Source organism: Pseudomonas sp. KB-10 (assembly GCF_018221585.1).
Lineage (GTDB): Bacteria > Pseudomonadota > Gammaproteobacteria > Pseudomonadales > Pseudomonadaceae > Aquipseudomonas > Aquipseudomonas yangonensis.
Genome location: NZ_QYYB01000008.1, coordinates 44,126 through 68,164, shown reverse-complemented (window position 1 = coordinate 68,164; position 24,039 = coordinate 44,126). Strand labels below are relative to the sequence as shown.

General features: G+C 64.1%; 18 protein-coding genes. 4 read left to right on the top strand and 14 right to left on the bottom strand.

The genetic code is table 11. From position 1 onward, the window contains the following. Window positions 1–34 precede the first annotated feature (34 nt). On the top strand, window positions 35–3,139 hold the full coding sequence (locus tag DXK50_RS20405; protein ID WP_161867833.1) for a multidrug efflux RND transporter permease subunit: 3,105 nt from the start codon (window positions 35–37) through the stop codon (window positions 3,137–3,139). After that, on the top strand, window positions 3,136–4,617 hold the full coding sequence (locus DXK50_RS20400) for an efflux transporter outer membrane subunit (protein ID WP_161867834.1): 1,482 nt from the start codon (window positions 3,136–3,138) through the stop codon (window positions 4,615–4,617). Before DXK50_RS20405 ends, DXK50_RS20400 begins: the two co-directional genes overlap by 4 nt. A 40-nt stretch (window positions 4,618–4,657) precedes the next feature. On the opposite strand, the gene DXK50_RS20395 is transcribed toward DXK50_RS20400, so the two are convergent. Next, complete coding sequence (locus DXK50_RS20395) at window positions 4,658–5,665, bottom strand: TRAP transporter substrate-binding protein (RefSeq protein ID WP_161867835.1); 1,008 nt, start codon at window positions 5,663–5,665, stop codon at window positions 4,658–4,660. A gap of 308 nt (window positions 5,666–5,973) precedes the next feature. Here DXK50_RS20395 and tam point away from each other — a divergent pair, with 308 nt between their 5' ends. Then, window positions 5,974–6,735 (top strand): trans-aconitate 2-methyltransferase, encoded by a 762-nt coding sequence (gene tam, locus DXK50_RS20390; protein WP_212631555.1) that lies wholly within the window; start codon window positions 5,974–5,976, stop codon window positions 6,733–6,735. A 111-nt stretch (window positions 6,736–6,846) separates the two neighbouring features. On the opposite strand, the gene nuoN is transcribed toward tam, so the two are convergent. From nuoN to DXK50_RS20325, 13 genes are all read right to left on the bottom strand, one after another. After that, the gene (nuoN, locus tag DXK50_RS20385; RefSeq protein ID WP_161866764.1) at window positions 6,847–8,331 is read right to left on the bottom strand and encodes an NADH-quinone oxidoreductase subunit NuoN; all 1,485 of its coding nucleotides are present in this window, start codon (window positions 8,329–8,331) and stop codon (window positions 6,847–6,849) included. A 19-nt stretch (window positions 8,332–8,350) separates the two neighbouring features. Then, entirely contained in the window at window positions 8,351–9,880 is a 1,530-nt protein-coding gene (nuoM, locus tag DXK50_RS20380) for an NADH-quinone oxidoreductase subunit M (protein ID WP_212631554.1), read from the bottom strand. Window positions 9,881–10,151: 271 nt separating this feature from the next. Continuing rightward, window positions 10,152–12,011 (bottom strand): NADH-quinone oxidoreductase subunit L, encoded by a 1,860-nt coding sequence (gene nuoL, locus DXK50_RS20375; RefSeq protein WP_212631553.1) that lies wholly within the window; start codon window positions 12,009–12,011, stop codon window positions 10,152–10,154. Next, on the bottom strand, window positions 12,008–12,316 hold the full coding sequence (gene nuoK, locus DXK50_RS20370) for an NADH-quinone oxidoreductase subunit NuoK (protein WP_003460477.1): 309 nt from the start codon (window positions 12,314–12,316) through the stop codon (window positions 12,008–12,010). Before nuoK ends, nuoL begins: the two co-directional genes overlap by 4 nt. Continuing rightward, the gene (gene nuoJ, locus DXK50_RS20365; protein WP_161866767.1) at window positions 12,313–12,822 is read right to left on the bottom strand and encodes an NADH-quinone oxidoreductase subunit J; all 510 of its coding nucleotides are present in this window, start codon (window positions 12,820–12,822) and stop codon (window positions 12,313–12,315) included. The genes nuoK and nuoJ overlap by 4 nt, the downstream gene beginning before the upstream one ends. A gap of 67 nt (window positions 12,823–12,889) precedes the next feature. Further along, the gene (gene nuoI, locus DXK50_RS20360; RefSeq protein WP_013715472.1) at window positions 12,890–13,438 is read right to left on the bottom strand and encodes an NADH-quinone oxidoreductase subunit NuoI; all 549 of its coding nucleotides are present in this window, start codon (window positions 13,436–13,438) and stop codon (window positions 12,890–12,892) included. Between the two features lie 11 nt (window positions 13,439–13,449). After that, on the bottom strand, window positions 13,450–14,442 hold the full coding sequence (gene nuoH, locus DXK50_RS20355; RefSeq protein ID WP_212631552.1) for an NADH-quinone oxidoreductase subunit NuoH: 993 nt from the start codon (window positions 14,440–14,442) through the stop codon (window positions 13,450–13,452). Next, entirely contained in the window at window positions 14,439–17,147 is a 2,709-nt protein-coding gene (gene nuoG / locus DXK50_RS20350; RefSeq protein WP_212631551.1) for an NADH-quinone oxidoreductase subunit NuoG, read from the bottom strand. The genes nuoH and nuoG overlap by 4 nt, the downstream gene beginning before the upstream one ends. A 59-nt stretch (window positions 17,148–17,206) precedes the next feature. Next, entirely contained in the window at window positions 17,207–18,568 is a 1,362-nt protein-coding gene (nuoF, locus tag DXK50_RS20345; RefSeq protein WP_212631668.1) for an NADH-quinone oxidoreductase subunit NuoF, read from the bottom strand. Between the two features lie 14 nt (window positions 18,569–18,582). Next, window positions 18,583–19,083: an NADH-quinone oxidoreductase subunit NuoE gene (gene nuoE / locus DXK50_RS20340; RefSeq protein WP_212631667.1), complete on the bottom strand. Its 501-nt coding sequence runs from the start codon at window positions 19,081–19,083 to the stop codon at window positions 18,583–18,585. Beyond that, window positions 19,080–20,861, bottom strand: a complete 1,782-nt coding sequence (gene nuoC / locus DXK50_RS20335; protein WP_212631550.1) for an NADH-quinone oxidoreductase subunit C/D — start codon at window positions 20,859–20,861, stop codon at window positions 19,080–19,082. The genes nuoE and nuoC overlap by 4 nt, the downstream gene beginning before the upstream one ends. Before the next feature lie 63 nt (window positions 20,862–20,924). Then, on the bottom strand, window positions 20,925–21,602 hold the full coding sequence (locus DXK50_RS20330) for a NuoB/complex I 20 kDa subunit family protein (protein WP_013715478.1): 678 nt from the start codon (window positions 21,600–21,602) through the stop codon (window positions 20,925–20,927). Window positions 21,603–21,612: 10 nt separating this feature from the next. Then, window positions 21,613–22,026, bottom strand: a complete 414-nt coding sequence (locus tag DXK50_RS20325) for an NADH-quinone oxidoreductase subunit A (protein WP_024308132.1) — start codon at window positions 22,024–22,026, stop codon at window positions 21,613–21,615. A 577-nt stretch (window positions 22,027–22,603) separates the two neighbouring features. Here DXK50_RS20325 and DXK50_RS20320 point away from each other — a divergent pair. Beyond that, window positions 22,604–24,001 carry a pectin acetylesterase-family hydrolase gene (locus DXK50_RS20320; protein WP_212631549.1) on the top strand — a complete coding sequence of 466 codons (1,398 nt, stop codon included), beginning with the start codon at window positions 22,604–22,606 and terminating at the stop codon, window positions 23,999–24,001. The last annotated feature ends 38 nt before the right edge of the window (window positions 24,002–24,039 follow it).

The window sequence follows — 24,039 nt, the reverse complement described above, 5'->3', positions numbered from 1 at the left end:
AAGATTGGCGGAGCCTTGGCGGGACCAATCGTTCATGAACCTCTCCGCGCCCTTTATCCGCCGCCCGGTGGCCACGCTGCTGCTGAGCCTGGCGATCATGTTGCTCGGCGGCGTCAGCTTCGGCCTGCTGCCGGTATCGCCATTGCCGAACATGGACTTTCCGGTGATCACCGTGCAGGCCAACCTGCCTGGCGCCAGCCCGCAGATCATGGCCTCTACGGTGGCCACGCCGCTGGAGCGCTCGCTGGGCAGCATCGCCGGTGTCAACCAGATGAACAGCAGCAGCAGCCAGGGCAGCACGCGGATCATGGTCGAGTTCGATCTCGACAAGGACATCAACACCGCGGCCCGTGAAGTGCAGGCGGCGATCAATGCGGCGCGCGAGCTGCTGCCCAGCGGTATGCGCACCATGCCCAGCTACCGCAAGATCAACCCTTCGCAAGCCCCGATCATGGTCATCTCCTTGACCAGCGATACCCTGAACAAGGGCCAGCTGTACGACGTTGCCTCGACCATCCTGGCGCAGAAACTGTCGCAGGTCACCGGCGTTGGCGAGGTGCAGGTGGGCGGCAGCTCGCTGCCTGCTGTGCGGGTGGCGCTGGAGCCGCGCTTGCTCGACCAGTACGGCATCGCCCTGGACGAAGTGCGCCAGGCCATCGCTGCCAGTAATGCCTTGAAACCCAAAGGCGCGGTGGAAGACCCGCAGCGCCGCTGGCAGGTGCAGGCCAGCGATCAGTTGGCCAGGGCCGCCGATTACATGCCGATGATCATTCGCTACCAGAATGGCGCGGCGGTGCGTCTGGGCGATGTGGCGACCGTCACCGATGGCGTCGAAGATCGCTACAACAGCGGCTTCTACAACGACCAGGAAGCGGTGCTGCTGGTGATCAACCGGCAGAGCGGGGCGAACATTCTGCAGACCATCAGCGATATTCGCGCCGAGCTGCCGGCCTTGCGCGAGGTGATGCCGGCCAGCGTCAAGCTGGAAGTGGCCATGGATCGTTCGCCGGTGATCCGCGCCACCCTGCACGAGGCCGAGCAGACCCTGCTGATCGCCGTGGGCCTGGTCATCCTGGTGGTGCTGGCCTTCCTCGGCCGCTGGCGGGCGGCGCTGATTCCGGCGCTGGCGGTGCCGGTGTCGCTGATCGGTAGTTTCGCCGCCATGTACCTGCTGGGTTTCTCGCTGAACAACCTGTCGCTGATGGCGCTGATCATCGCCACCGGGCTGGTGGTGGACGACGCCATCGTGGTGCTGGAGAACATCGCCCGGCACATCCGCAATGGCGAGAATCCGCTGGAGGCGGCGCTCAAAGGCACGCGTGAAGTGGGTTTCACCCTGCTGTCGATGAACCTGTCGCTGGTCGCGGTGTTCATCTCCATCCTGTTCATGGGGGGCATCGTCGAGCGTCTGTTCCGGGAGTTCTCGCTGACCCTGGCGGTGGCAGTGGTGATTTCCCTGCTGGTGTCGCTGACCCTGACGCCGATGCTCTGCGCGCGCTGGCTCAAGGCCGAGGAAGAACAGTCGCGCAGCCGCCTGCAGCAGTGGGGCGACCGCGTGCAGGTGCGGGTGCTGGCCTTCTACGCGCGCAGCCTGGATTGGGCGCTGCGTCATTCGTTGCTGATGCTGTTGAGCTTCCTCGCCACCATCGCGCTGAACGTCTACCTGTTCGTCAGCGTGCCGAAAACCTTCATGCCGCAGCAGGATACCGGCCAGTTGATCGGCTTCATCCGCGGTGACGATGGTCTGTCGTTCCAGGTCATGCAGCCGAAGATGGAGATCTTCCGCAACGCGGTGCTGGCCGATCCGGCGGTGGAGAGTGTGGCCGGTTTCATCGGTGGCAGCGGAGGCATCAACAACGCCTTCATGATCGTACGTCTGAAGCCCATCGCCCAGCGTAGCGACTCGGCGCAGGACGTGATCAACCGTTTGCGCAACACGGTGCCCAAGGTGCCCGGTGGACGCATGTTCCTCATGCCGGATCAGGACCTGCAGATGGGCGGGCGCCAGGGCCGTAGTTCGGAAAACGAATACATGCTGCTGTCCGATGACCTCGACGCGCTGCGTACCTGGTTGCCGAGGGTACGCGAGGCGTTGCGCGCGCTGCCCGAGCTGACCGGTATCGATGCGCGGGAAACCGAGGGCGCGCAGCAGATTCGCCTGGTGGTGGATCGCGAGACGGCGCGCCGCCTGGGCGTGGACATGGACATGATCACGGCGGTGCTGAACAACGCCTTCAGCCAGCGTCAGGTGTCGACCATCTATCAGGCCCTGAATCAGTACAGGGTGGTGATGGAAATCAATCCCAAGTACGCCCAGCACCCTGAGGCGCTGGATCAGATCCAGCTGATCACCGACGATGGCGCGCGTGTACCGCTGTCGGCCTTTGCCCGCTGGGAGCGCAGCCTGGAGAACGATCGGATCAGCCACCAGGGCCAGTTCGCGGTGGAGAACATCGGTTTCTCCCTGGCCGAGGGCGTCAGCCTGGATCAGGCGACCCGCGCCATCGACGTGGCCATCGCCCAGCTCAACCTGCCGACCGAGGTGCAGGGTACGCTGGGTGGCACCGGCGCAGCCTTCCGCACCGCTCAGGACAACCAGCCGCTGATGATCCTGCTGGCGCTGGTGGTGGTGTACCTGGTATTGGGTGTGCTCTACGAAAGCTACGTGCACCCGCTGACCATTCTTTCGACCTTGCCGTCTGCCGGGGTTGGTGCCTTGCTCGCTTTGCAGCTGGTGGGCATGGAGTTCAGTCTGATCTCGCTGCTTGGCCTGTTCCTGCTGATCGGCATCGTCAAGAAGAACGCCATTCTTATGGTCGATCTCGCCCTGCAACTGGAGCGCGGCGAGCGCCTGAGCCCGCAGGAATCCATCCGTCAGGCCTGCCTGCTGCGTTTCCGCCCCATCATGATGACCACCCTGGCCGCGATTCTTGGCGCCTTGCCGCTGGTGCTGGGCAGCGCCGAGGGGTCGGAGATGCGCCAGCCGCTGGGTATCACCATCGTCGGCGGCCTGGTACTGAGCCAGATGCTGACGCTCTACACCACGCCTGTGGTCTATCTCTACTTCGACCGCCTGCGCCATCGCGTCAACCGCTGGCGCGGCGTACGTACCGATGCTTCATTGGAAAATCCGTTATGACCCGAGCTCCCTTCGCCCGAACACTCGTCTCCCTGCTGCTGGTTGGCGCACTGGGCGGCTGCGCCCTGGGGCCTGACTATCAGCGCCCCCAGCTGGTTGCGCCTGCGCAGTTCAAGCAGGTCGAGGGCTGGAAGAGTGCCGCACCGGCAGATGCCCTCGAGCGCGGCAACTGGTGGTCGCTGTATGGCGATGCCGAGCTCGATGCGCTGGTCGAGCGTCTGCAGGTTTCCAATCAGAACCTGGCCGCTGCCGAGGCCCAGTACCGCCAGGCACGCGCGCTGGTGCGCAGTGCACGGGCCAGCTTCTACCCGACGCTGTCCGGCAGCGCCGGGGTGACCCGGTCCGGGCAGGGCGGCGGTGACAGTACCATCCGTACCGCCGATGGCGTTACCGTCAGCGGTTCGGGGGCCTCGCGAATATCCAAGAGCTACGATCTGAGCCTGAATGCGGCCTGGGAGCTGGATATCTGGGGCAAGCTGCGCCGCGGCCTGGAGGCCAGTCGCGCCGAGTTCCAGGCCAGCGCCGCCGACCTGGCTGCGGTGCGCCTGAGCCTGCAGAGCGAACTGGTGCAGAACTACCTGCAACTGCGCATTCTCGATGAGCAGAGGCGGCTGCTGGATGCTACGGTCGACGCTTATGCACGCTCGCTGCGCCTGACCGAGAACCAGTACCGCGCCGGCATCGTGCCCAGGTCCGATGTGTCCCAGGCCACCACGCAGCTCAAGAGCACCCAGGCCCAGGCCATCGACCTGCAGTGGCAGCGCGCGCAGCTCGAACATGCCATTGCCGTGCTGGTGGGCGTGAGCCCGGCCGAACTGTCCATCGCGCCGCGCGAGAGCCTGCCGGCGCTGCCCGAGGTGCCGGTGGCGCTGCCTTCGCAGTTGCTCGAACGCCGCCCTGACGTTGCTGCCGCCGAGCGCCGGGTGATGGCGGCCAACGCGCAGATCGGTGTCGCCGAGGCAGCCTGGTTCCCCGATCTGACGATCTCGGCCAGCGGTGGTTACCGCGGCAGCAGCTTCGCCGACTGGATCGAAGTACCGAATCGTTTCTGGTCGCTGGGCCCGCAACTGGCCTTGACCCTGTTCGATGGTGGCGCACGGCGTGCGGAGCTGGAACGCAGCGAAGCCGCCTACGACCAGACGGTGGCGCAATACCGCCAGGCGGTGCTGGACAGCTTCCGTGAAGTGGAGGACTACCTGGTGCAGTTGCGCGTGCTGGAGCAGGAAAGTGACGTGCAGCAGGAAGCGCTGGACGCGGCGCGCGAATCGTTACGCCTGATCGAGAACCAGTACCGCGCCGGTACCGTCGATTTCAACAGTGTGGTCAACGTACAAGCGACCGCACTGAATAATGAGCGCAGCAATCTTACCTTGCTGGGCAGCCGTCTGACTGCCAGCGTCCAGTTGATCGCTGCGCTAGGCGGGGGCTGGCAGGTGGAGCAATTGCTCCAGCCAGAGCCGCAGCAGGCGACAGAGTGAAACAGTCGGCGTGGCGGTTTTCCGCCATGCCGGCTTCCGGTCAATTGCGCTGCTTGCGATTGACGGTTTGTGCTGCCTTGACCACGTCGCTGCCGATCACCGATTCGAATTGTTGCCACACCGGGCGCATGGCGTCACGCCAGGCTTCGCGCTCTTCGCTGCTGAGGGTGATCAACTGGCTGCGGCCCGAATCGATGATGCGCTGGCGGTCGGCCTGGTTGGCGGCTTCGGCCTGCTTGTTCACTGCGTAGGTGACTTCATCGATGATGGCTTCCAGCTCCACGCGCATCTGATGCGGAATGCCGTACCAGAAGCGTGAGTTGCTCACCAGCATGTAGTCCAGCACGCCATGGTTGGTTTCGCTGATGAAGGGCTGCACTTCATGCAGTTTCTGGCTGTAGATGTTCGACCAGGGGTTTTCCGCGCCCTGCACCTGGCCACTCTGCAGCGCCTTGAAAACCTCCGCGAACGGCAGTTTCTGAGTGCTGGCGCCAACCTGGGCGAATTGCGCCTCCAGCACCGCCGACGGCTGGATGCGGAAACTCAGGCCGTTGGCATCGCCGGGGGTATGCAGGGCACGGGTAGCCGACAGCTGCTTCATGCCGTTGTGCCAATAGGCCAGGCCGACGATATTGTGATCCTCCATCGAGCGCAGCAGCTGGCGGCCCTTGGAGCGCTTCTGAAAGCGGTTGACCGCCTCGATGTCATCGAACAGGAAGGGCAGGTCGAACACCTGCAATTGCTTGGTGTATTGCTCGAACTTGGCCAGCGAAGGCGCCAGCAGCTGTACCTCGTTGTTGCGCAGCGCTTCCAGCTCGTTGGCGTCGCCGTAGAGGCTGGAGTTCGGATACACCTCGACCTTCACCTTGCCGCCCAGACGCTCCTCCACCAGTTGCTTGAACATCAGCGCCCCCTGACCCTTGGGGGTACCATCGGCGACTACGTGGGAGAACTTGATCAGGATAGGTTCATCGGCCAGTGCCGTGGCGGCACCGAAAGAGGCTAACGCCAGGGCGCAGGCGGCCAGGGCGCGGACTGGATTGAACATACTGCTTCCTTTTCTTCTTGTCGGTTGCGGTGCCTTGGCAGGCGCCTCGTGTTGGTCGCTCCGCTGTTCTGTTGGGGATAGGCAGCACCCCGGACAGCTCCGAGCTGGGTCTTGCATGGCAAGGGTTATGCCATTGTGGCGATTTTCCGCCAGCCTGCTTGGGTCGTTAAAAAGCATGTGATCTGGCGCACAGTGGGTGGCGGATAACCGCCATGTGCCAATTCTTGGACGGCGGAAAATTGCCGGCGTGCTGGCTGCTCGTAGTCGCCTGTTATTCTGTGCCGATCATCTGAACCCAGGAGTGCCCAATGAGTTGGTCTGCGCAGCAGTATTCCCGCTTCGAACGCCAGCGTACCCGTCCGGTGCATGACTTGCTGGCGGCGGTGCCTCGCGACGGTATCGAGCTGGCCGTCGATCTGGGTTGCGGCCCCGGAAATTCGACTGCCGTATTGCAGGCGCATGCGCCACAGGCGCAAGTGACCGGTATCGACAGCAGCGAAGACATGTTGCTTGCTGCGCGTGAGCGCCTGCCACAGGTCAGCTTCCGGTTGGCGGATATCCGGCACTGGCAGGCCGAACGCGCGCCGCAGCTGATCCTGGCCAACGCCTCGCTGCAATGGTTGCCCGATCACGCGCAGCTCTATCCGCGCTTGCTCGCGCAGTTGTCGCCCGGTGGCTGGTTGGCGATCCAGACGCCGGATAACCTGCAGGAGCCGGCGCATCGTCTGGCCCGTGAAGTGGCGGCCGATGGGCCCTGGGCTGCACGTATCGGTCAGGTGCGTCATGCCGAGCGGCACAGTGCGCAGACCTATTACGACATCCTCGGCGCGCATGCCAGCGCGCTGGACATCTGGCGCACCACCTATTTCCATGTGCTGGACGATGCGGCAGCGGTGGTGGAGTGGTTCAAGTCGACTGCGCTGCTGCCGTTCCTGCAGCCGCTGGAGGCTGAGCAGCAGCTGGCATTCCTGGCGCGTTACCAAGCGGCGGTAGCCGAGGCCTATCCGGCGCAAGCTGATGGTCGGGTACTGTTGCCGTTTCCACGGCTGTTCCTGGTTGCTCGGCGCTAGCGCAGCAAGCTGTCGCGGCTAAAGCCCCTCCCACAGGTTTGTGGCAACCGGTGGGAGGGGCTTTAGCCGCGATCCTTAAACGAAAAACCCCGCATCTGCGGGGCTTTTCGTTCAGTACGCCAGGGCAACCAGTCCGGCGTGTTGCACCAGCTCCAGCAACGGCTGTGGGTACACGCCGATGATGAAGGCGAGCAGGGCGACCACCAGCAGCATGATGCCGCCGGCGCGCTGACCCCAGTCGAAGGGGGCGTCGTGGCGATGCATGTTGGGTTCGCGCATGAACAGGGTGACCATCACCCGCAGGTAATAGAACACGCCGATGGCGCTACCCAGCACCATGGCTCCGAGCAGCCACCAGAGTTGCGCCTCGACACCGGCGGCGATCACGTAGAACTTGCCGATGAAGCCTGCGGTGAGGGGAATGCCGGCCAGCGACAGCATCATCACCGTGAGCACCGCGGTCAGGTACGGACGGCGCCAGAACAGGCCACGGTACTCGTACAGCGCATCGGCATCGCGGCCGCTGTAGGGCGTGGACATCAGGGTGATCACGCCGAAGGCGCCGAGGCTGGTCAGCACGTAGGTGGCCAGGTACACGCCCACTGCTTCGACCGCCAGGCCCTTGCTGGCGATCAGCGCCACCAGCAGGTAGCCGAAGTGGGCGATGGAGGAGTAACCCAGCAGGCGCTTGAGGTTGTTCTGCAGCAGGGCCAGCAGGTTGCCGAACAGGATCGACGCGATGGCGATCAGGGTCAGCAGGTCGCTCAGCCAGCCGCCGGTCATGGCCGGAGATATCTGGTACAGGCGCAGCAGCACGGCGAATACCGCCACCTTGCTGGCGGTAGCCAGGAAGGCCGCCACCGGCGCCGGAGCGCCTTCGTAGACGTCCGGTGTCCACAGGTGGAAGGGCACCAGCGACAGCTTGAAGGCCAGGCCGATCAGCATCATGCCGATGCCGATCTGCACCAGTTGGCTGCTTTCGCGCATCAGGCTGGCGCCGATATCGGCGAAGGCCAGGTTGCCCGACTCGGCGTACAGCAGCGCCATGCCGAACAGCAGGAAGGCGCTGCCAGCGGCCGACAGCACCATGTACTTGATGCCGGCTTCCAGCGAGCGCTTGTTGAAGAAGGCGTAGGCGATCATCCCGTAAGTGGGCACCGACAGCAGTTCCAGGCCGATGAACAGGCCGGCCAGATGCTGCGCGCTGACCAAGACCAGACCGCCGGCAGCCGACAGCAGCACCAGCAGGTAGAGCTCCTCGCGGTTGCGTGGGTAACCCTTGCCCGACTCACCTCCCAGGTAGGCATGGATGAGCGTGATGCAGGCCAGGCTGGCGGCCAGCACCAGCGCCATGTAGTAGCAGGCGAAGTTGTCGATCAGCAGCAGCGGGGTGACTTCCAGTGGTGCCACGTCCAGCGTTGGAATGAGCGACAGCAGCGCGAGGTTCAGGCCCGCGACCGAGAGGATGAAGGTCACCGTGTGATTACGCTTGGCGGCGATCGCCAGCATCACCACGACAGCGGTGAGGCTGGTCACCAGCAGCGGCAGCAGGGCGATCAGGTGTTGCAGGGTGAATTCGACAGCGTGATGTTCCATGAGTCTCTAATCCTTACCCTTACCGGCCCGAGGCGAGTTGATCGAGGGCGCCAGCCATCCACTGTTGCACGCCATGCATGCTGGCAGCGGAAGTGTCGAGCACCGGTTGCGGGTAAACGCCAAGCAGAATCAGCAGCACGCCAAGCCCGAGCACCATGGCCAATTCGCGGGCTTTCAGCCCGGGCAACGGCGCTTCCTGCTGCACCGGGCCGAAGTAGGCGCGGTGGATCATCGCCAAGGCGTACACCGAGCCGAGCACCAGGCCGCTGGCCGCGATCACCACGACCCAGGGCGCGCCGGGGAAGCTGCCGATCAGGATGAGGAATTCACCGACGAAGTTGCCGGTGCCCGGCAGGCCCAGCGCGGCAGCGGCGAAGAACAGGCTGATGGCCGGCAACCAGGGCATGCGCGCCCAGATCCCGCCCATTTGACGCAGGTCACGGGTGTGCAGGCGCTCGTAGAGCTGGCCGCAGAGGATGAACAGCGCGGCGGCGGACAGGCCGTGGGCGACCATCTGCACCACCGCGCCCTGCAGGGCGATCTGGCTGCCCGAATAGATGGCGATCAGCACGAAGCCCATGTGCGACACGCTGGAATAGGCCACCAGGCGCTTGATATCGGTCTGCGCGAAGGACAACAGCGCGCCGTAGACGATGGCGAACACGCCGAGCCACTGGGCGATGGGCGCGAACTCCGCCGAGGCATTGGGGAACAGCGGCAGGGCGAAGCGCAGCAGGCCGTAGGCGGCGGTCTTCAGCAGGATACCGGCCAGGTCCACCGAGCCGGCGGTGGGCGCCTGGGCGTGGGCGTCCGGCAGCCAGGAGTGCACCGGCACCACCGGGAACTTCACCGCGAAGGCGACGAAGAAACCGAGCATCAGCAGGTATTCGGTGCCCGGCGCCAGCTCGGTCTTCAGCAGGTCCGCGTAGTTGAAGCTGAGCACGCCGGTCTGGTTGAAGTGCACGAACACCAGGGCCAGGATCGCCAGCAGCATGATCAGACCGCTGGCCTGGGTGAAGATGAAGAACTTGGTGGCGGCGGTGATGCGCGTGCGTCCGTCGCTGCCGCTGTGCCCCCAGAGCGCGATGAGGAAATACATCGGCACCAGCATCATTTCCCAGAAGAAGAAGAACAGGAACAGATCGACGGCGAGGAACACGCCGACCACGCCACCGAGAATCCACATCAGGTTGAGGTGAAAGAAGCCGACGCGGTTCTGGATCTCGTTCCACGAGCACAGCACCGAGAGCACACCGAGCAGGCCGGTAAGCACCACCATCAGCACGGACAGGCCGTCCATCGCCAGGTGGATGGTGATCCCCATGCGCGGGATCCAGTCGATGACGAACTCGTGGGCCCAGCGCGGGCCGCCGTCCGGGGCCGGCGCCAGGGTGAAATCACCGCTGACCCACAGCCACAGGCTCAGGCCGAACAGCAGGCCCATGGTGAGCAGGGCGATCCAGCGCGGCAGGACGTGGCCAAAGCGCTCGCCTTGCCAGCACAGCAGGCCGCCGATGAAGGGAATCAGGATTAGCCAGGGCAGAATCATGACAGGCTGTTTTCCTTGGGGTCTATTGACGTTTCGACACGAGCCGCGTTGCTGCGCGAAATAGCGCCAGGCAAGGCGTAGGACGCCGGTAATGGTGTTCCCTTGCCAAGTCCTGCAACGCAGCGTGGCGCTATTTGGCGCGCAACCCGAAGGGCCGGGCCCGTTTTTGCGCGCTGCTGCGTTACTCGTCGTTCATTTGGAGCGACCAAACTTCTCTCCTCGTGCCTTGCCCCGCGCAAAAACGGGCTCCGGCGCGGCCGTGTGCGAAACATCAATAGACCCCACCAAGAAAGAGGATGGCGGCGAGCACCAGCACGGCGCCCCCGGCGATCGAAGCGGCGTACCAGCGCACCTGGCCGGTTTCGCTGCGCACCAGTGCGGCGTTGCCACCGCGCGCAAGCAGCGGAATCAGGCCGATGCTGCGGTCGATGGGGTCGCGGCGCAGCAGGTGGCAGAGCGCAAGGTAGGGGCGCACGAACAGCTTGTCGTAGAGCCAGTCGAAACCCCAGGCGGCGAACCACAGCGCGCTCAGCAAACGACCCGGCGCGCTCTGCGCCACGGTGCTGGCAACGCGTCGCTGGCCGAGGAAGAGCAGGGCGGCGATGACGATGCCGCTCACCGCGATCAGCCCCGACAGCAGTTCCAGGCTGTGCTTGGCCTCGCCACCGGCATGGCCGGCGCTCTCCGGTAGTACGCCGGCCAGTGGCGGGGTGATCCAGGCGCCGATGAAGGTCGACAGCACGATCAGCACCAGTAGCGGCAGGTTGTGGGCAATGCCATGGCCGGCGTGTGCCTCGGTCTTCTGCTCGCCGTGGAAGGCGATGAAGATCAGGCGGAAGGTGTAGATCGAGGTCAGGAAGGCGCCAACCAGACCCGCGTAGAGCAGCTCGCTGTGACCGCTGGCGAAGGCTTCCCAGAGGATCTCGTCCTTGGAGTAGAAGCCGGCGGTCAGCAGCGGCAGGGCGGCCAAGGCAGCGCCGCCGACGACGAAGCTGGCGTAGGCCAGTGGCAGCTTCTTCCACAGCCCGCCCATTCTGAAGATGTTCTGCTCGTGGTGGCAGGCGTGGATCACCGCACCGGAGGCGAGGAACAGCAGGGCCTTGAAGAAGGCGTGGGTCATCAGGTGGAAGATCGCCGCATCCCAGGCGCCGACACCCAGGGCCAGGAACATGTAGCCGATCTGGCTCATGGTCGAATAGGCGAGGATGCGCTTGATGTCGGTCTGCACCAGCGCCGCGAAGCCGGCCAGCACCAGGGTCACGCCGCCGACGATGCCGACCAGTTCGAGAATCTCCGGGGTCAGCAGGAACAGGCCGTGGGTACGGGCGATCAGGTAGACGCCGGCGGTGACCATGGTCGCCGCGTGGATTAGCGCCGACACCGGGGTCGGGCCGGCCATGGCGTCGGCCAGCCAGGTCTGCAGCGGCAACTGGGCGGACTTGCCCACCGCACCGCCCAGTAGCATCAGGGTGGCCAGCCACAGCCAGGCGTCGCCGGCCGCGTACTGCTGCGGCGCCAGCACCATCAGCTTCTGGATGTTCAGTGTGCCGAGGTTGATGAACAGCAGGAACATGCCGATCATCAGGAACACGTCGCCGACGCGGGTGACGATGAAGGCCTTGAGCGCCGCGTTACCGTTGGGCACGTGCTTGTAGTAGAAGCCGATCAGGAGGTACGAGCACAGGCCCACGCCTTCCCAGCCGAAGAACAGCACCAGCAGGTTGTCGCCGAGCACCAGCAGCAACATGCTGAAGATGAACAGGTTGGTGTAGGCGAAGAAGCGCGAATAGCCTTCCTCGCCGCGCATGTACCAGCTGGCGAACAGGTGGATCAGAAAACCCACGCCGGTGACCACGCCGAGCATGGTCACCGACAGGCCGTCCAGATGCAGGGTGAAGCTCGGCGCCAGGCCTTCGACGCTCATCCATTGCCACAGGGTCAGGCTGTAGGCGCCGCCGGGCGGCGGATTGCCGAGAAAGGCGGCGATGACCCAGGCTGCGCTGGCCGCCGCCAGGCCAATGGAGCCGACACCGATCACTGCGCTGGTGTTTTCCGAGAAGCGCCCGCGCGAGAAGGCCAGCAGCAGCCAGCCGAGCAGCGGGAAGAATAGAGTCAGGGCTAGAAGGTTCATCCGCGCATCTCGCTGGCAGCGTCGATATCCAGAGTGTTGAAGCGGCGATACAGCTGCAACAGGATCGCCAGGCCGATGCTGGCCTCGGCGGCTGCCAGGGTGATCACCAGAATGAACATCACCTGGCCGTCAGCCGCGCCCCAACGGGCGCCGGCGACGACGAAGGCCAGCGCAGCGGCGTTCATCATCACTTCCAGGCTCATCAGGATGAACAGGATGTTGCGCCGCACCATCAGGCCGACCAGGCCGATGCAGAACAGCACGCCGGCCAGGGCCAGGCCGTGTTCGAGTGGGATGCCGGTCATAGGGTGGGCTCCTTGGCGTCATGGCGGCCCAGGTGGTAGGCAGCGACCAGTGCGGCGAGCAGCAGCATGGAAGCCAGCTCCACCGCCAGCAGGTAGGGGCCGAACAGGCTGATGCCGACAGCCTTGGCCTCGACCGTGGTGTGGCCGATATGGGCGTCGCTGACGTGGTTCAGCAGCACATAAAGCAACTGGCCCAGCAGCAAAGCGCTGAGAATCGCCGGGCCGACCCAGATGCCGGGCGTCAGCCACTTGCGCTCCTGCTCGGCGGCAGCCGGGCCGAGGTTGAGCATCATCACCACGAAGACGAACAGCACCATGATGGCGCCGGCGTAGACGATGATTTCCAGCGCGCCGGCAAAGGGCGCGCCGAGGGCGAAGAACACCATCGACACCGCCAAGAGCGAGACGATGAGATAGAGCAGGGCATGCACCGGGTTGGTGTTGGTGACCACCCCAACCGTCGATGCCACCGCCACACCGGCGGCGAAGTAGAACGCGAATTCCATCAGAAGCTCCTCATTGCTCCCCTCTCCCGCTTGCGGGAGAGGGGCTGGGGGAGAGGGTAAGAACGGGTCATGGCAGCAGGCTCTTGACGTTGATCGGCTCGGCCTCGTTCTGCGCGGCGCCCTTGGGCTTGCCGGCGATGGCCATACCGGCAACGCGGTAGAAGTTGTAGTCCGGGTTCTTGCCGGGGCCGCTGATCAGCAGGTCTTCCTTCTCGTACACCAGATCCTGACGCTTGAACTCGCCCATCTCGAAATCGGGAGTGAGCTGGATCGCGGTGGTCGGGCAGGCTTCCTCGCACAGGCCGCAGAAGATGCAGCGCGAGAAGTTGATGCGGAAGAACTCCGGGTACCAGCGCCCGTCGTCGGTCTCGGCCTTCTGCAGCGAGATGCAGCCCACCGGGCAGGCCACGGCGCACAGGTTGCAGGCTACGCAACGCTCCTCGCCGTCGGGGTCGCGGGTCAGGACGATGCGGCCACGGTAGCGCGGCGGCAGGTAGACCGGTTCTTCCGGGTATTGCAGGGTGTCGCGCTTGCGAAAGCCATGGCTGAAGACCATGGCCAGGCTGCGCAGTTGGGTGCCGGTACCGACCAGCACGTCCCAGATGTACTTGAACATTGCTTTTCTCCTTACTGGGCCGTGGCCAGCACGACGGCGCCGGTCACCAGCAGGTTGATCAGGGTCAGCGGCAGGCAGAACTTCCAGCTGAAGGCCATGACCTGGTCATAGCGCGGGCGTGGGATCGACGCGCGCAGCAGGATGAAGATCATGATGAAGAAGGCCGTTTTCAGCGCGAACCAGAAGAACGGAATCTGCGGCAGGATGCCGAACGGGCCGTGCCAGCCACCGAAGAACAGGGTTACCAGCAGCGCCGACACGGTGACGATGGCCACGTATTCGCCAACGAAGAACATGCCCCATTTCATCCCGGCGTATTCGATGTGGTAACCGTCGGCCAGCTCCTGCTCGGCTTCCGGCTGGTCGAACGGGTGACGGTGGGTCACGGCGACGGCGGCGATGAAGAAGGTACAGAAGCCGAAGAACTGCGGAATGATGAACCACAGGTTCTGCGCCTGGTAGTCGACGATGTCGCGCATGTTGAACGAGCCGACCTGCGCCACCACGCCCATCAGCGCCAGGGCCAGGAACACCTCGTAGGAGATGGTCTGGGCCGAGGCACGCAGGCTACCGAGCAGGGCGAACTTGTTGTTGCTCGACCAGCCGGCGAACAGCACGGCATAGACCGACAAGCCCGCCATGGCGAAGAAGAACAGGATGCCGATGTTCAGATCCGCCACGCCCCAGGTCGGGGTGATGGGGATGATGGCGAAGGCCATCAGCATCGCCGAGAAGGCGATCATCGGCGCCAGGATGAAGATGAACCTGTCGGCGAACGGCGGCGTCCAGTCTTCCTTGAAGAACATCTTGATCATGTCGGCGGCGATCTGGAACATGCCGAACGGCCCCACGCGGTTGGGCCCGTAGCGATCCTGCCACCAGCCGAGCAGACGGCGCTCAATGAAGCTCAGCAGCGCGCCGCAAACCACCACCACCAGCAGGATGACGATGGCCTTGAGTACCGCGATGACGATCTCGATCAGTTCGGGCGTCAGCCAGCTCATTGCGCGACCTCCTGCAGCAGGGTCACGCTGGCACCGGCGATGACCGCCGGAATCCCAGGCAGGCCAAGCGGCAAGCCGACCAGGCCGATGGCCAGGTCATCGCGCACCTTGAGCGGCAGGCGCAGGGCCTGGCCATTGACGCGCAGGGCCAGCAGCGCACCGTCGTTCACCCCCAGGCGTGCCGCTTCATCGCGGGCCAGGGCCACGTAAGGTTCGGGCATACGCTCCTGAATCGGTTTGGCGCGCGCGGAGTTTTCCTCGCTGCCGAACAGGTGGTGCAGCGGCGCCACCTGCCAGGTGCCGGCTGCCGGGTTGAACGCGGAGTTCACGTCGAACCAGGGCAGGGCGTTGCCGGCAGCTTCGAGCAGGCGTACGCCGGGGTCGCCGGCGCGCAGGTGCCCGCCGACCTCGTCCTGGAACTTGTTCCAGGCCTGTGGCGAGTTCCAGCCCGGCGACCAGGCGAACGGAATCTGCTGACGGTCTTCCTTGCTGCCGCCGTAGCCTTCCATGGAGAAGGCGAAGGCAGTGTCCTGATCCTGCGGCTGACGTGGCTCGTGCACGCTGATATTGGCGCGCATGGCGGTGCGGCCGCTGTAGCGGTGCGGCTCGCGGGCGAGCTTGAGGCCCTTGATGCGGAACGAGGCGCTCGGCGCGGCATCCTTGATGCCGGACAAATGCGGGGTGCTGGCGGCGCAGGCTGCGGTGACCTGATCCAGTTGCGTCCAGTCCACGGCCTTGCCTTGCAGGGTGCTGTGCAGCGCGTGCAGCCAGCGCCAGCCTTCGCGGATCAGAATATTGCTGTCGTAGTAGCTCGGCTCATAGACCTGGAAGAAGCGCTGGGCGCGGCCTTCGAGGCTGACCAGGGTGCCGTCGCCTTCGGCGAAGCTGGCCGCCGGCAGCAGCAGATGGGCGCGTTCGCTGGTGGCGGTGCGCTGGTGATCGGCGACGATCACCGTCTGTGCGGCGCTGAGTGCGGCATCGACCTTGGCGGTATCCGCGCGGCGGTACAGGTCGTTTTCCAGTACCACCACGGCATCGGCCTGGCCGTTGCTCAGAGCATCGAGTGCGGCATCGACGGAGTCGCCACCGAGCAGTGCCAGGCCCAGGCTGTTGGCTTCTGGTACCACCAGGCTCAGCGAGCCGTTCTTCTCACGATTCTTCAGCGCGTTGGCGATATTGGCGGCGGCTTCGATCAGGGCCTTGTCGCCCAGGGAGGCGCCGGAGACGATCAGCGGGCGCTTGGCATTGATCAGGGCATCGGCGATGCGCTGCACCAGTTCGCCGGCTTCGGCGTCCAGGCCGTCGACGGCCGGGGCGTTCGGGTCGATGGCGTGGGCCACGGCGAAACCGATACGGGCCAGGTCGGCCGGCGCGGCGTGCACGCACTGCTCGGCGATATCGTCGAGGCGGGTTTCAGCGACGCTGGCGATGAACAGCGGGTGCAGGGCGTGCTGGGCAACGTTCTGCACCGCCGCCATGTGCCAGTCCTGAATGCGCGCACCGGCAGCGATTTCGGTGGCCTTGCCCTTGACTGCCTGGCGCAGGGCCAGGGCCAGGCGCGCGGCGGTCTGGGTCAGGTCTTCGCCGAGGACGAAAATCGCGTCGTGCAACTCCACGTCGCGCAGGGTCGGGGTCGGCAGCGGGCCGTTTTGCAGGATGTCGCGGATCAGGCGGATGTTGGCCAGTTCGCTGGCGGCGATGCCGCTGTAGAAGTTGCTGGCGCCGACTAGCTCGCGCAGGGCGAAGTTGGATTCCAGGCTGGCGCGCGGCGAGCCAATGCCGATCACGCGCTTGCCCTTGAGCAGCTCGGCGGCCTTGTCCAGCGCGGCATCGATGCCGATGGCCTGGCCGGCCAGCAGTGGCTGACGCGGGCGGTCTTCGCGGTTGACGTAGCCATAGCCGAAGCGGCCACGGTCGCAGAGGAAGTACTGGTTCACCGAGCCGTTGAAGCGGTTCTCGATACGGCGCAGCTCACCGTAGCGCTCACCCGGGCTGATGTTGCAGCCGCTGGAGCAGCCGTGGCAGATGCTCGGGGCGAACTGCATGTCCCACTTGCGGTTGTAGCGCTCGGAGTGGGTCTTGTCGGTGAACACGCCGGTCGGGCAGACCTCCACCAGGTTGCCGGAGAACTCGCTTTCCAGCGTGCCGTCCTCGACGCGGCCGAAGTACACGTTGTCATGCGCGCCATAGACGCCCAGGTCGGTGCCGCCAGCGTAATCCTTGTAGTAGCGCACGCAGCGGTAGCAGGCGATGCAGCGGTTCATCTCGTGGGCGATGAAGGGGCCGAGCTCCTGGTTCTGGTGGGTACGCTTGGTGAAACGGTAGCGACGGGCGTTGTGCCCGGTCATCACCGTCATGTCCTGCAGGTGGCAGTGGCCGCCTTCCTCGCACACCGGGCAGTCGTGCGGGTGGTTGGTCATCAGCCATTCGACGACGCTGGCGCGGAACGCCTTGGATTCCTCGTCGTCGATGCTGATCCAGGTGTTGTCGGTGGCAGGCGTCATGCAGGACATGACGATGCGACCACGGGTGTCGTTCTCGTCGTTGTACTGCTTGACCGCGCACTGGCGGCAGGCGCCGACGCTGCCTAGCGCCGGGTGCCAGCAGAAGTAGGGGATATCGAGTCCGAGGGACAGGCAGGCCTGCAGGAGGTTGTCTGCACCATCGACTTCGAAATCTTTGCCGTCTACGTGGATAGTGGCCATTTCTTTGAGTCTTCGTTTACCCGCTTCATAAAAGCGGCTGGCTAAGGGAATTCGTCTGTTCAGCTCGCACTTGCCGGCATGCGGGGCGTGGTCGCCACCTTGGCCACACCGGCCTGGGCCATTCCGGCCTCGAACTCTTCACGGAAATATTTGATCGCGCTGCCCAACGGCTCCACGGCACCCGGTGCGTGAGCACAGAAGGTCTTGCCCGGGCCGAGGAAGTTGACCAGGCCGAGCAGGGTGGCGATGTCCTCGCGGGTGCCTTCGCCACGCTCCAGGGCGCGGAGGATCTTCACGCTCCACGGCAGGCCGTCGCGGCATGGCGTACACCAGCCGCAGGACTCGCGGGCGAAGAACTCTTCCATGTTGCGCAGCAGAGAGACCATGTTTATCGAGTCGTCCACCGCCAGCGCCAGGCCGGTGCCCATGCGTGTGCCTACCTTGGCGATGCCGCCGGCGTACATCTGCGCCTCGAGGTGCTCGGGCAAGAGGAAGCCGGTGCCGGCGCCGCCGGGCTGCCAGCACTTGAGCTGGTAACCATCGCGCATGCCGCCGGCGTAGTCCTCGAACAGCTCGCGGGCGGTGATGCCGAACGGCAGCTCCCACAGGCCGGGGTTCTTCACCTTGCCGGAGAACCCCATCAGCTTGGTGCCGTGGTCGTCGCTACCCGGGCGGGCGAGGCCCTTGTACCACTCCACGCCCTGGCCGACGATGGCCGGCACGTTGCACAGGGTCTCGACGTTGTTGACGCAGGTCGGTTTGCCCCACACGCCGACGGCAGCGGGGAAGGGCGGCTTGGCGCGCGGGTTGGCGCGGCGGCCTTCCAGCGAGTTGATCAGCGCGGTTTCCTCGCCGCAGATGTAGCGGCCGGCGCCGGTGTGCACGAACAGTTCGAAATCGAAGCCTGAGCCGAAGATGTTCTTGCCCAAGAGGCCTGCGGCCTTGGCTTCGTCGATGGCGCGGTTGAGGTTGGCGGCGGCGTCGACGTATTCGCCGCGCAGGAAGATGTAGCCGCGGTAGGCCTTGAGCGCGCGCGCGGAGATCAGCATGCCTTCCACCAACAGGTGCGGCAGCTGCTCCATCAGCATGCGGTCTTTCCAGGTGTTGGGCTCCATTTCGTCCGCATTGCACAGCAGGTAGCGGATGTTCATGGATTCGTCGGCCGGCATCAGGCCCCACTTCACGCCCGTGGGGAAGCCTGCACCGCCACGGCCTTTTAGGCCGGATTCCTTGACGGTCTGCACGATGTCGGCCTGGGCCATCTCGGTCAGCGCCTTGCGTGCGGCCGTGTAGCCGTTCTTCTGCTGGTATTCCTCCAGCCACACCGGCTGGGCGTCGTCACGCAGGCGCCAGGTCAGCGGGTGGGTTTCTTCGCTGCGGGCGATGCGGTTGGCCGGGCCGATGGAGGTCAGGGTTTTCATAGCGGTGCGCCGACTCATGGATAATCCTCCAGCAGCTTGGCGACGCCGCCTGGTTGAACATCGCCGAAGGTGTCGTCGTCGATCATCACCGCCGGCGCCTTGTCGCAGTTGCCCAGGCAGCACACCGGCAGCAGGGTGAAACGCTGGTCGGCGGTGGTCTGGCCGAGACCGATACCAAGTTGCTTCTGCATCTCACTGACCACCGACTCATGGCCGCCGATGTAGCAGGTCATGCTGTCGCACACGCGAATCACATGGCGGCCCACCGGCTGGCGGAAAATCTGGCTGTAGAAGGTGGCCACGCCCTCGACGTCGCTGGCCGGGATGCCGAGGACTTCGCCGATGGCGTCGGCCGCGCCGTCCGGCACCCAGCCGCGTTCTTTCTGCACGATCTTCAGCGCCTCGATGCTGGCGGCACGCGGGTCTTCGTAGTGATGCATCTCGTGCTCGATGGCCGAGCGCTCGCTTTCGCTGAGGGTGAAACGGTCGGTCTGAATTAGCGTGCTCATGATCAGCGGTCCACGTCGGCCATGACGAAGTCGATACTGCCCAGGTAGGCGATCAGATCCGCCACCATGCTGCCGCGGATCACCGAGGGGATCTGTTGCAGGTGGGCGAAGCTGGGGGTGCGAATCCGGGTGCGGTAGCTCATGGTGCTGCCGTCGCTCGTCAGGTAATAACTGTTGATGCCCTTGGTCGCCTCGATCATCTGGAAGGCTTCGTTGGCCGGCATGACCGGGCCCCAGGAAACCTGCAGGAAGTGGGTGATCAGGGTTTCGATGTGCTGCAGCGTGCGCTCTTTCGGCGGCGGCGTGGTCAGCGGGTGATCCGCCTTGTACGGGCCTTCCGGCATGTTCCTCAGGCACTGATCGATGATGCGGATGCTCTGGCGCATCTCTTCCACGCGCACCATGCAGCGGTCGTAGGCGTCGCCATTGGCCGCCAGCGGCACCTCGAAATCGAAGTGCTCGTAGCCGGAGTAGGGGCGCGCCTTGCGCAGGTCGAAGTCGCAACCGGTGGCGCGCAGGCCGGCGCCGGTGGTGCCCCACTCGAGCGCTTCCTTGGTGTTGTACTGCGCCACGCCTATGGTACGGGCCTTGAGAATGCTGTTCTTCAGCGCGGCCTTCTCGTATTCGTCGAGGCGCTTGGGCAGCCAGTCGACGAACTCCTTGACCAGCTTGTCCCAACCGCGCGGCAGGTCATGGGCGACGCCGCCGATGCGGTACCAGGCCGGGTGCAGGCGGAAGCCGGTAATGGCTTCGATCACCTTGTAGGCACGCTGGCGGTCGGTGAAGGTGAAGAACACCGGGGTCATGGCGCCGACGTCCTGGATGTAGGTGCCGAGGAACAGCAGGTGGCTGGTGATGCGGAAGAATTCGGCGAGCATCACGCGGATGAAGTCGACACGGGCCGGCACCTTGATGCCGGCGAGTTTCTCCACCGAAAGCACGTAGGGCAGGTTGTTCATCACCCCGCCGAGGTAGTCGATGCGGTCGGTGTAGGGGATGAAGCTGTGCCAGCTCTGGCGTTCGGCCATCTTCTCGGCGCCACGGTGGTGGTAGCCGATCTCCGGTACGCAATCGACGATCTCTTCGCCGTCGAGCTGCAGGATGATGCGGAAGGCACCGTGGGCAGACGGGTGGTTCGGGCCGAGGTTGAGGAACATGTAGTCCTCGTGCTCGCCGCCGCGTTTCATGCCCCAGTCTTCGGGGCGAAAGCGCGCGGCTTCTTCTTCCAGCTGCTGTTTGGCCAGGGTCAGGCTGAACGGGTCGAATTCGGTGGCGCGCGCCGGGTAGTCCTTGCGCAGCGGGTGACCTTCCCAGGTCGGCGGCATCATGATGCGGCTCAGGTGCGGGTGACCGGTGAAGGTGATGCCGTACAGGTCCCAGACTTCGCGCTCGTACCAGTTGGCGTTGGGCCAGATACCGGTGGCAGTGGGCAGGTTGAGGTCGCTCTCGGACAAGGCGACCTTGACCATTACGTCACTATTACGCTCCAGCGACATCAGGTGATAGAACACCGTGAAGTCGGCGTCCGGCAGGCCGCGACGCTGGGTACGCAGGCGCTCGTCAACGCCGTGAAGGTCGTAAAGCATCACGTAGGGGCGCGGCAGGTTGCGCAGGCAGGTGAGCACTTCGATGAGGCGCTCACGGGCGACCCAGAGAACCGGCATGCCGGTGCGGGTCGCCTGCAGGGTGAAACTGTCTTCGCCAAAGCGGGCTTGAAGTTCGGCGACGACGTCCTGGTCGTCAGCCTTGTAAGGCGGTATGGACACAACGGTGTCTGGAGTCATGGTCTCGGTCGCTGTCGATCAACGTAGAAAGTGGGCGTGACGCTTGCGCAGGCAAGCATCGGCTCAGACTTCGTCGGGGCTACGCAGGTTGGTAACGGCGATTCGCTGCTCGCGCCGCTGTTCCTTCTGCGAAGGCATTTCGGCACGGTAGATGCCTTGATCGCCAACGACCCAGGAAAGCGGGCGGCGCTCCTGGCCGATGGATTCCTGCAGCAGCATCAGGCCCTGCAGGAACGCCTCCGGACGGGGCGGGCAGCCAGGAATGTAGACGTCCACGGGGAGGAACTTGTCCACGCCCTGAACGACCGAGTAGATGTCGTACATGCCGCCGGAATTGGCGCATGAACCCATGGAGATGACCCACTTGGGCTCCAGCATCTGCTCATAGAGGCGCTGGATGACCGGCGCCATCTTGATGAAGCAGGTGCCGGCGATGACCATGAAGTCTGCCTGGCGGGGTGATGCGCGAATGACTTCCGCACCGAAACGCGCCACGTCGTGCGGGGCGGTGAAGGCGGTGGTCATTTCCACATAGCAGCAGGACAGGCCGAAGTTGTACGGCCACAAGGAATTCTTGCGCCCCCAGTTGACCGCGCCGTTGAGCACGTCCGAGAGCTTGCCCATGTAGATGTTCTTGTGAACCTGATCCTCTAGCAGCGGGTCGGAGACGACCTCCCGCTGGCCGATCGGATACGCCTCGTTGGGCGCATTCGGGTCGACCCGAGTAAGTTTGTATTGCATCGCCAAAGCCTCATTGTTTCAGCTTCGCCTGCCGTTCGCGACGTCCCTGCGGTGCCCAGTCGAGCGCGCCGATACGCCAAAGATAGACAAGACCTGCCAACAGAATTGCTATGAAAACTGTAGCTTCGATCAGGCCCGCCCAGCCGCTTTCGCGCACCGAGACTGCCCAAGCGAAGAGATAGAGGGCTTCAACGTCGAAGATCACGAAGAGCATCGCGACCAGATAGAACTTGGCTGACAGGCGCAGACGCGCGCTACCGGTGGGAAGCATGCCCGACTCGAAAGGCTCGTTCTTGCTGCGTCCCCAGGCCTTGCTGCCGAGCAGGCTGGAAAGGCCGAGCATGAAGGCGATCAGCCCGCAGACACCCAGCAGGAAAACAGCGAAAGCCCAGTTCTGGGACATGGTCGTTACCGCATCAGGCATGCCGGTACTCCTTGAACTAAGGAACGGCTTTTTAATTTGTTAGTGGCCAGGCGCCGGAAAGGGCGCTGACGCAAAGTGTGTACACAATACTATGTGCAAGGTAACTGTAAGTAAATTTTTCAGAGAAAAATTATTCCTGCCGCTTGATCGTTTCTGTCGGACTTCTGATTGACTTGTCGCTTCGCTGCAATTTCTCAGCGAGGCGTTTGGCACGGTGCTTCAGGACTATAGCTGAGGGTTTTGATCTGGCAATTACCTAGACATTCATCCGACTAATTTGCCTCATTTCACGGCGTGATTGGCCTCGGCTAAGTGAGCAATTCATTGCCACTTTGGTGTTAGGGCCAAAGCAGCAAGGCACCTCACCAAATTCCTTCATTGCATATCGCGCGCTGGTTATATAACCAATTGTTATCCGAACTATGGTGCCATTCAGCTGATCTTGTACTAGCGTGCATGAATCGCCGTAGAGCGATGCCTCGCTGATCGAGCAGTACCCACCATTCGCTGGGTCTGCGAAGTTGCCCTGCCTGGGTATGCCGACCCTTCAAACGCATAACACATGAGGGGGGTTGCCATGCCCGTCGTCCGTTCCTTGCCGCGCGCCGTTTCCGCTGTTCTCCTGCTGGCTCTGAGTGCGCCCGCTAGCGCCGAGCCGGGCGATTACAACTTCTGGCAAAGTCTGAGCAACCTGGTCTCGCCGCCAAAGGCCGACAACCCGGTCACACCCGCGCAGCGTGTCGGGCCATACCCGCTGCTGGCCAACCCGGCAGGTTTCAACAGTGGCTTCAATCCCGGCAACTACTACGGCTGGCAAACGATCCAGATGGCGCCGCAAACCGGTGCGGTGTGCGGCAATGGCTCGCCTTACAAGTTCTTCATCAACCGCGTGCCGAACACACGCAACACCATCGTTTATCTGGAGGGAGGCGGTGCCTGCTGGGACTACGCCAGCTGCAGTGGGCAAAGCGGCATCCGCGGCGCGCGCAATCCCGACGGCATAGCCGATGACTACATGTCGTTGCTGAACCCTGGGGCCAGTCTGGTGAGCCCCTTCGTCGTACGCCTGCACCCATGGACGCGGGTAAAGACGCAGAACTGGAACATGGTCTACGTGCCGTACTGCACGGGGGATATCTACTCCGGCGACAAGGTGGCGATCTACGAGGATCCACAAGGGGAAAATCCTCCGCTGGTGTGGCACCACAACGGCTTGCGCAACATGCGCGCAGTGGCCGGGTGGTTGAAGGACAATCTGCCGCGACCGACCCAGATGCTCACTACGGGCTGCAGTGCGGGCGGTGCCGGGAGCCTGACCAATTACGCCAATCTGCGTCAGGACATCGCCCCGGATCGCGGTTTCCTGATCAATGACTCCGGGCCGGTGTACACCGCCCTGGCCGGCGACAATCAGGCGTATCCGTCTTATCCATTGCAGGTCTTCATTCGCCAGGCCTGGGGGCTGGATGCCGCTCAAGGTCCGCTGCAGTATCTGCAGGCACGCCTGCCAGGCTTCAACCGCAACGACCTGGGCAGTCTGTACCCGGCGCTGTCGAGCAACCTGCCGGGCGACCGCATGGGGCACACGCACTTCTGGCAGGACCTGAACTATTCGTCCTATTCCTATGAGCGCTTCTATCCGGAGATCGTCAATGCGCCGAATCAGGCAGCCAAGGAGGCGCTGATCAGGCAGCGTTGGGCCACTGATACCACGCGTCTGCGCAGCCAGTTGGCCAGCCTGGGCAATGTCGGTGGCTATTTCCCGCAGTTCCGCAACGTCAACGAAAGCCACTGCACCAGCATCATCGAGTTCGCCAACTCCGATATCCAGGAGCAGAATCTGCAGCTGGATCACTTCGTCAGCAGCGTGCTCGATGGTAGCGGGCAGGTCCTGGATGCTTCGGAAAGCAGCGATGTGGCCGACCGCAACAAACCATTCAATCTGCTGTACTACCTGCTCGATCAACTGCTCTGAGCAGAGCCGGCGCTGCAGCGAGCGGTTTCGCTGCAGCG

Excerpts from the sequence above, each read along its gene's own strand:
- DXK50_RS20325 (WP_024308132.1), bottom strand. The coding sequence starts at position 22,026 with ATGCCTGATGCGGTAACGACCATGTCCCAGAACTGGGCTTTCGCTGTT.
- nuoH (WP_212631552.1), bottom strand. The coding sequence starts at position 14,442 with ATGAGCTGGCTGACGCCCGAACTGATCGAGATCGTCATCGCGGTACTC.
- nuoJ (WP_161866767.1), bottom strand. The coding sequence starts at position 12,822 with ATGGAATTCGCGTTCTACTTCGCCGCCGGTGTGGCGGTGGCATCGACG.
- DXK50_RS20395 (WP_161867835.1), bottom strand. The coding sequence starts at position 5,665 with ATGTTCAATCCAGTCCGCGCCCTGGCCGCCTGCGCCCTGGCGTTAGCC.
- tam (WP_212631555.1), top strand. The coding sequence starts at position 5,974 with ATGAGTTGGTCTGCGCAGCAGTATTCCCGCTTCGAACGCCAGCGTACC.
- DXK50_RS20320 (WP_212631549.1), top strand. The coding sequence starts at position 22,604 with ATGCCCGTCGTCCGTTCCTTGCCGCGCGCCGTTTCCGCTGTTCTCCTG.
- nuoG (WP_212631551.1), bottom strand. The coding sequence starts at position 17,147 with ATGGCCACTATCCACGTAGACGGCAAAGATTTCGAAGTCGATGGTGCA.
- nuoF (WP_212631668.1), bottom strand. The coding sequence starts at position 18,568 with ATGAAAACCCTGACCTCCATCGGCCCGGCCAACCGCATCGCCCGCAGC.
- nuoC (WP_212631550.1), bottom strand. The coding sequence starts at position 20,861 with ATGACTCCAGACACCGTTGTGTCCATACCGCCTTACAAGGCTGACGAC.
- DXK50_RS20330 (WP_013715478.1), bottom strand. The coding sequence starts at position 21,602 with ATGCAATACAAACTTACTCGGGTCGACCCGAATGCGCCCAACGAGGCG.
- DXK50_RS20405 (WP_161867833.1), top strand. The coding sequence starts at position 35 with ATGAACCTCTCCGCGCCCTTTATCCGCCGCCCGGTGGCCACGCTGCTG.
- nuoN (WP_161866764.1), bottom strand. The coding sequence starts at position 8,331 with ATGGAACATCACGCTGTCGAATTCACCCTGCAACACCTGATCGCCCTG.
- nuoM (WP_212631554.1), bottom strand. The coding sequence starts at position 9,880 with ATGATTCTGCCCTGGCTAATCCTGATTCCCTTCATCGGCGGCCTGCTG.
- nuoI (WP_013715472.1), bottom strand. The coding sequence starts at position 13,438 with ATGTTCAAGTACATCTGGGACGTGCTGGTCGGTACCGGCACCCAACTG.
- DXK50_RS20400 (WP_161867834.1), top strand. The coding sequence starts at position 3,136 with ATGACCCGAGCTCCCTTCGCCCGAACACTCGTCTCCCTGCTGCTGGTT.
- nuoL (WP_212631553.1), bottom strand. The coding sequence starts at position 12,011 with ATGAACCTTCTAGCCCTGACTCTATTCTTCCCGCTGCTCGGCTGGCTG.
- nuoK (WP_003460477.1), bottom strand. The coding sequence starts at position 12,316 with ATGACCGGCATCCCACTCGAACACGGCCTGGCCCTGGCCGGCGTGCTG.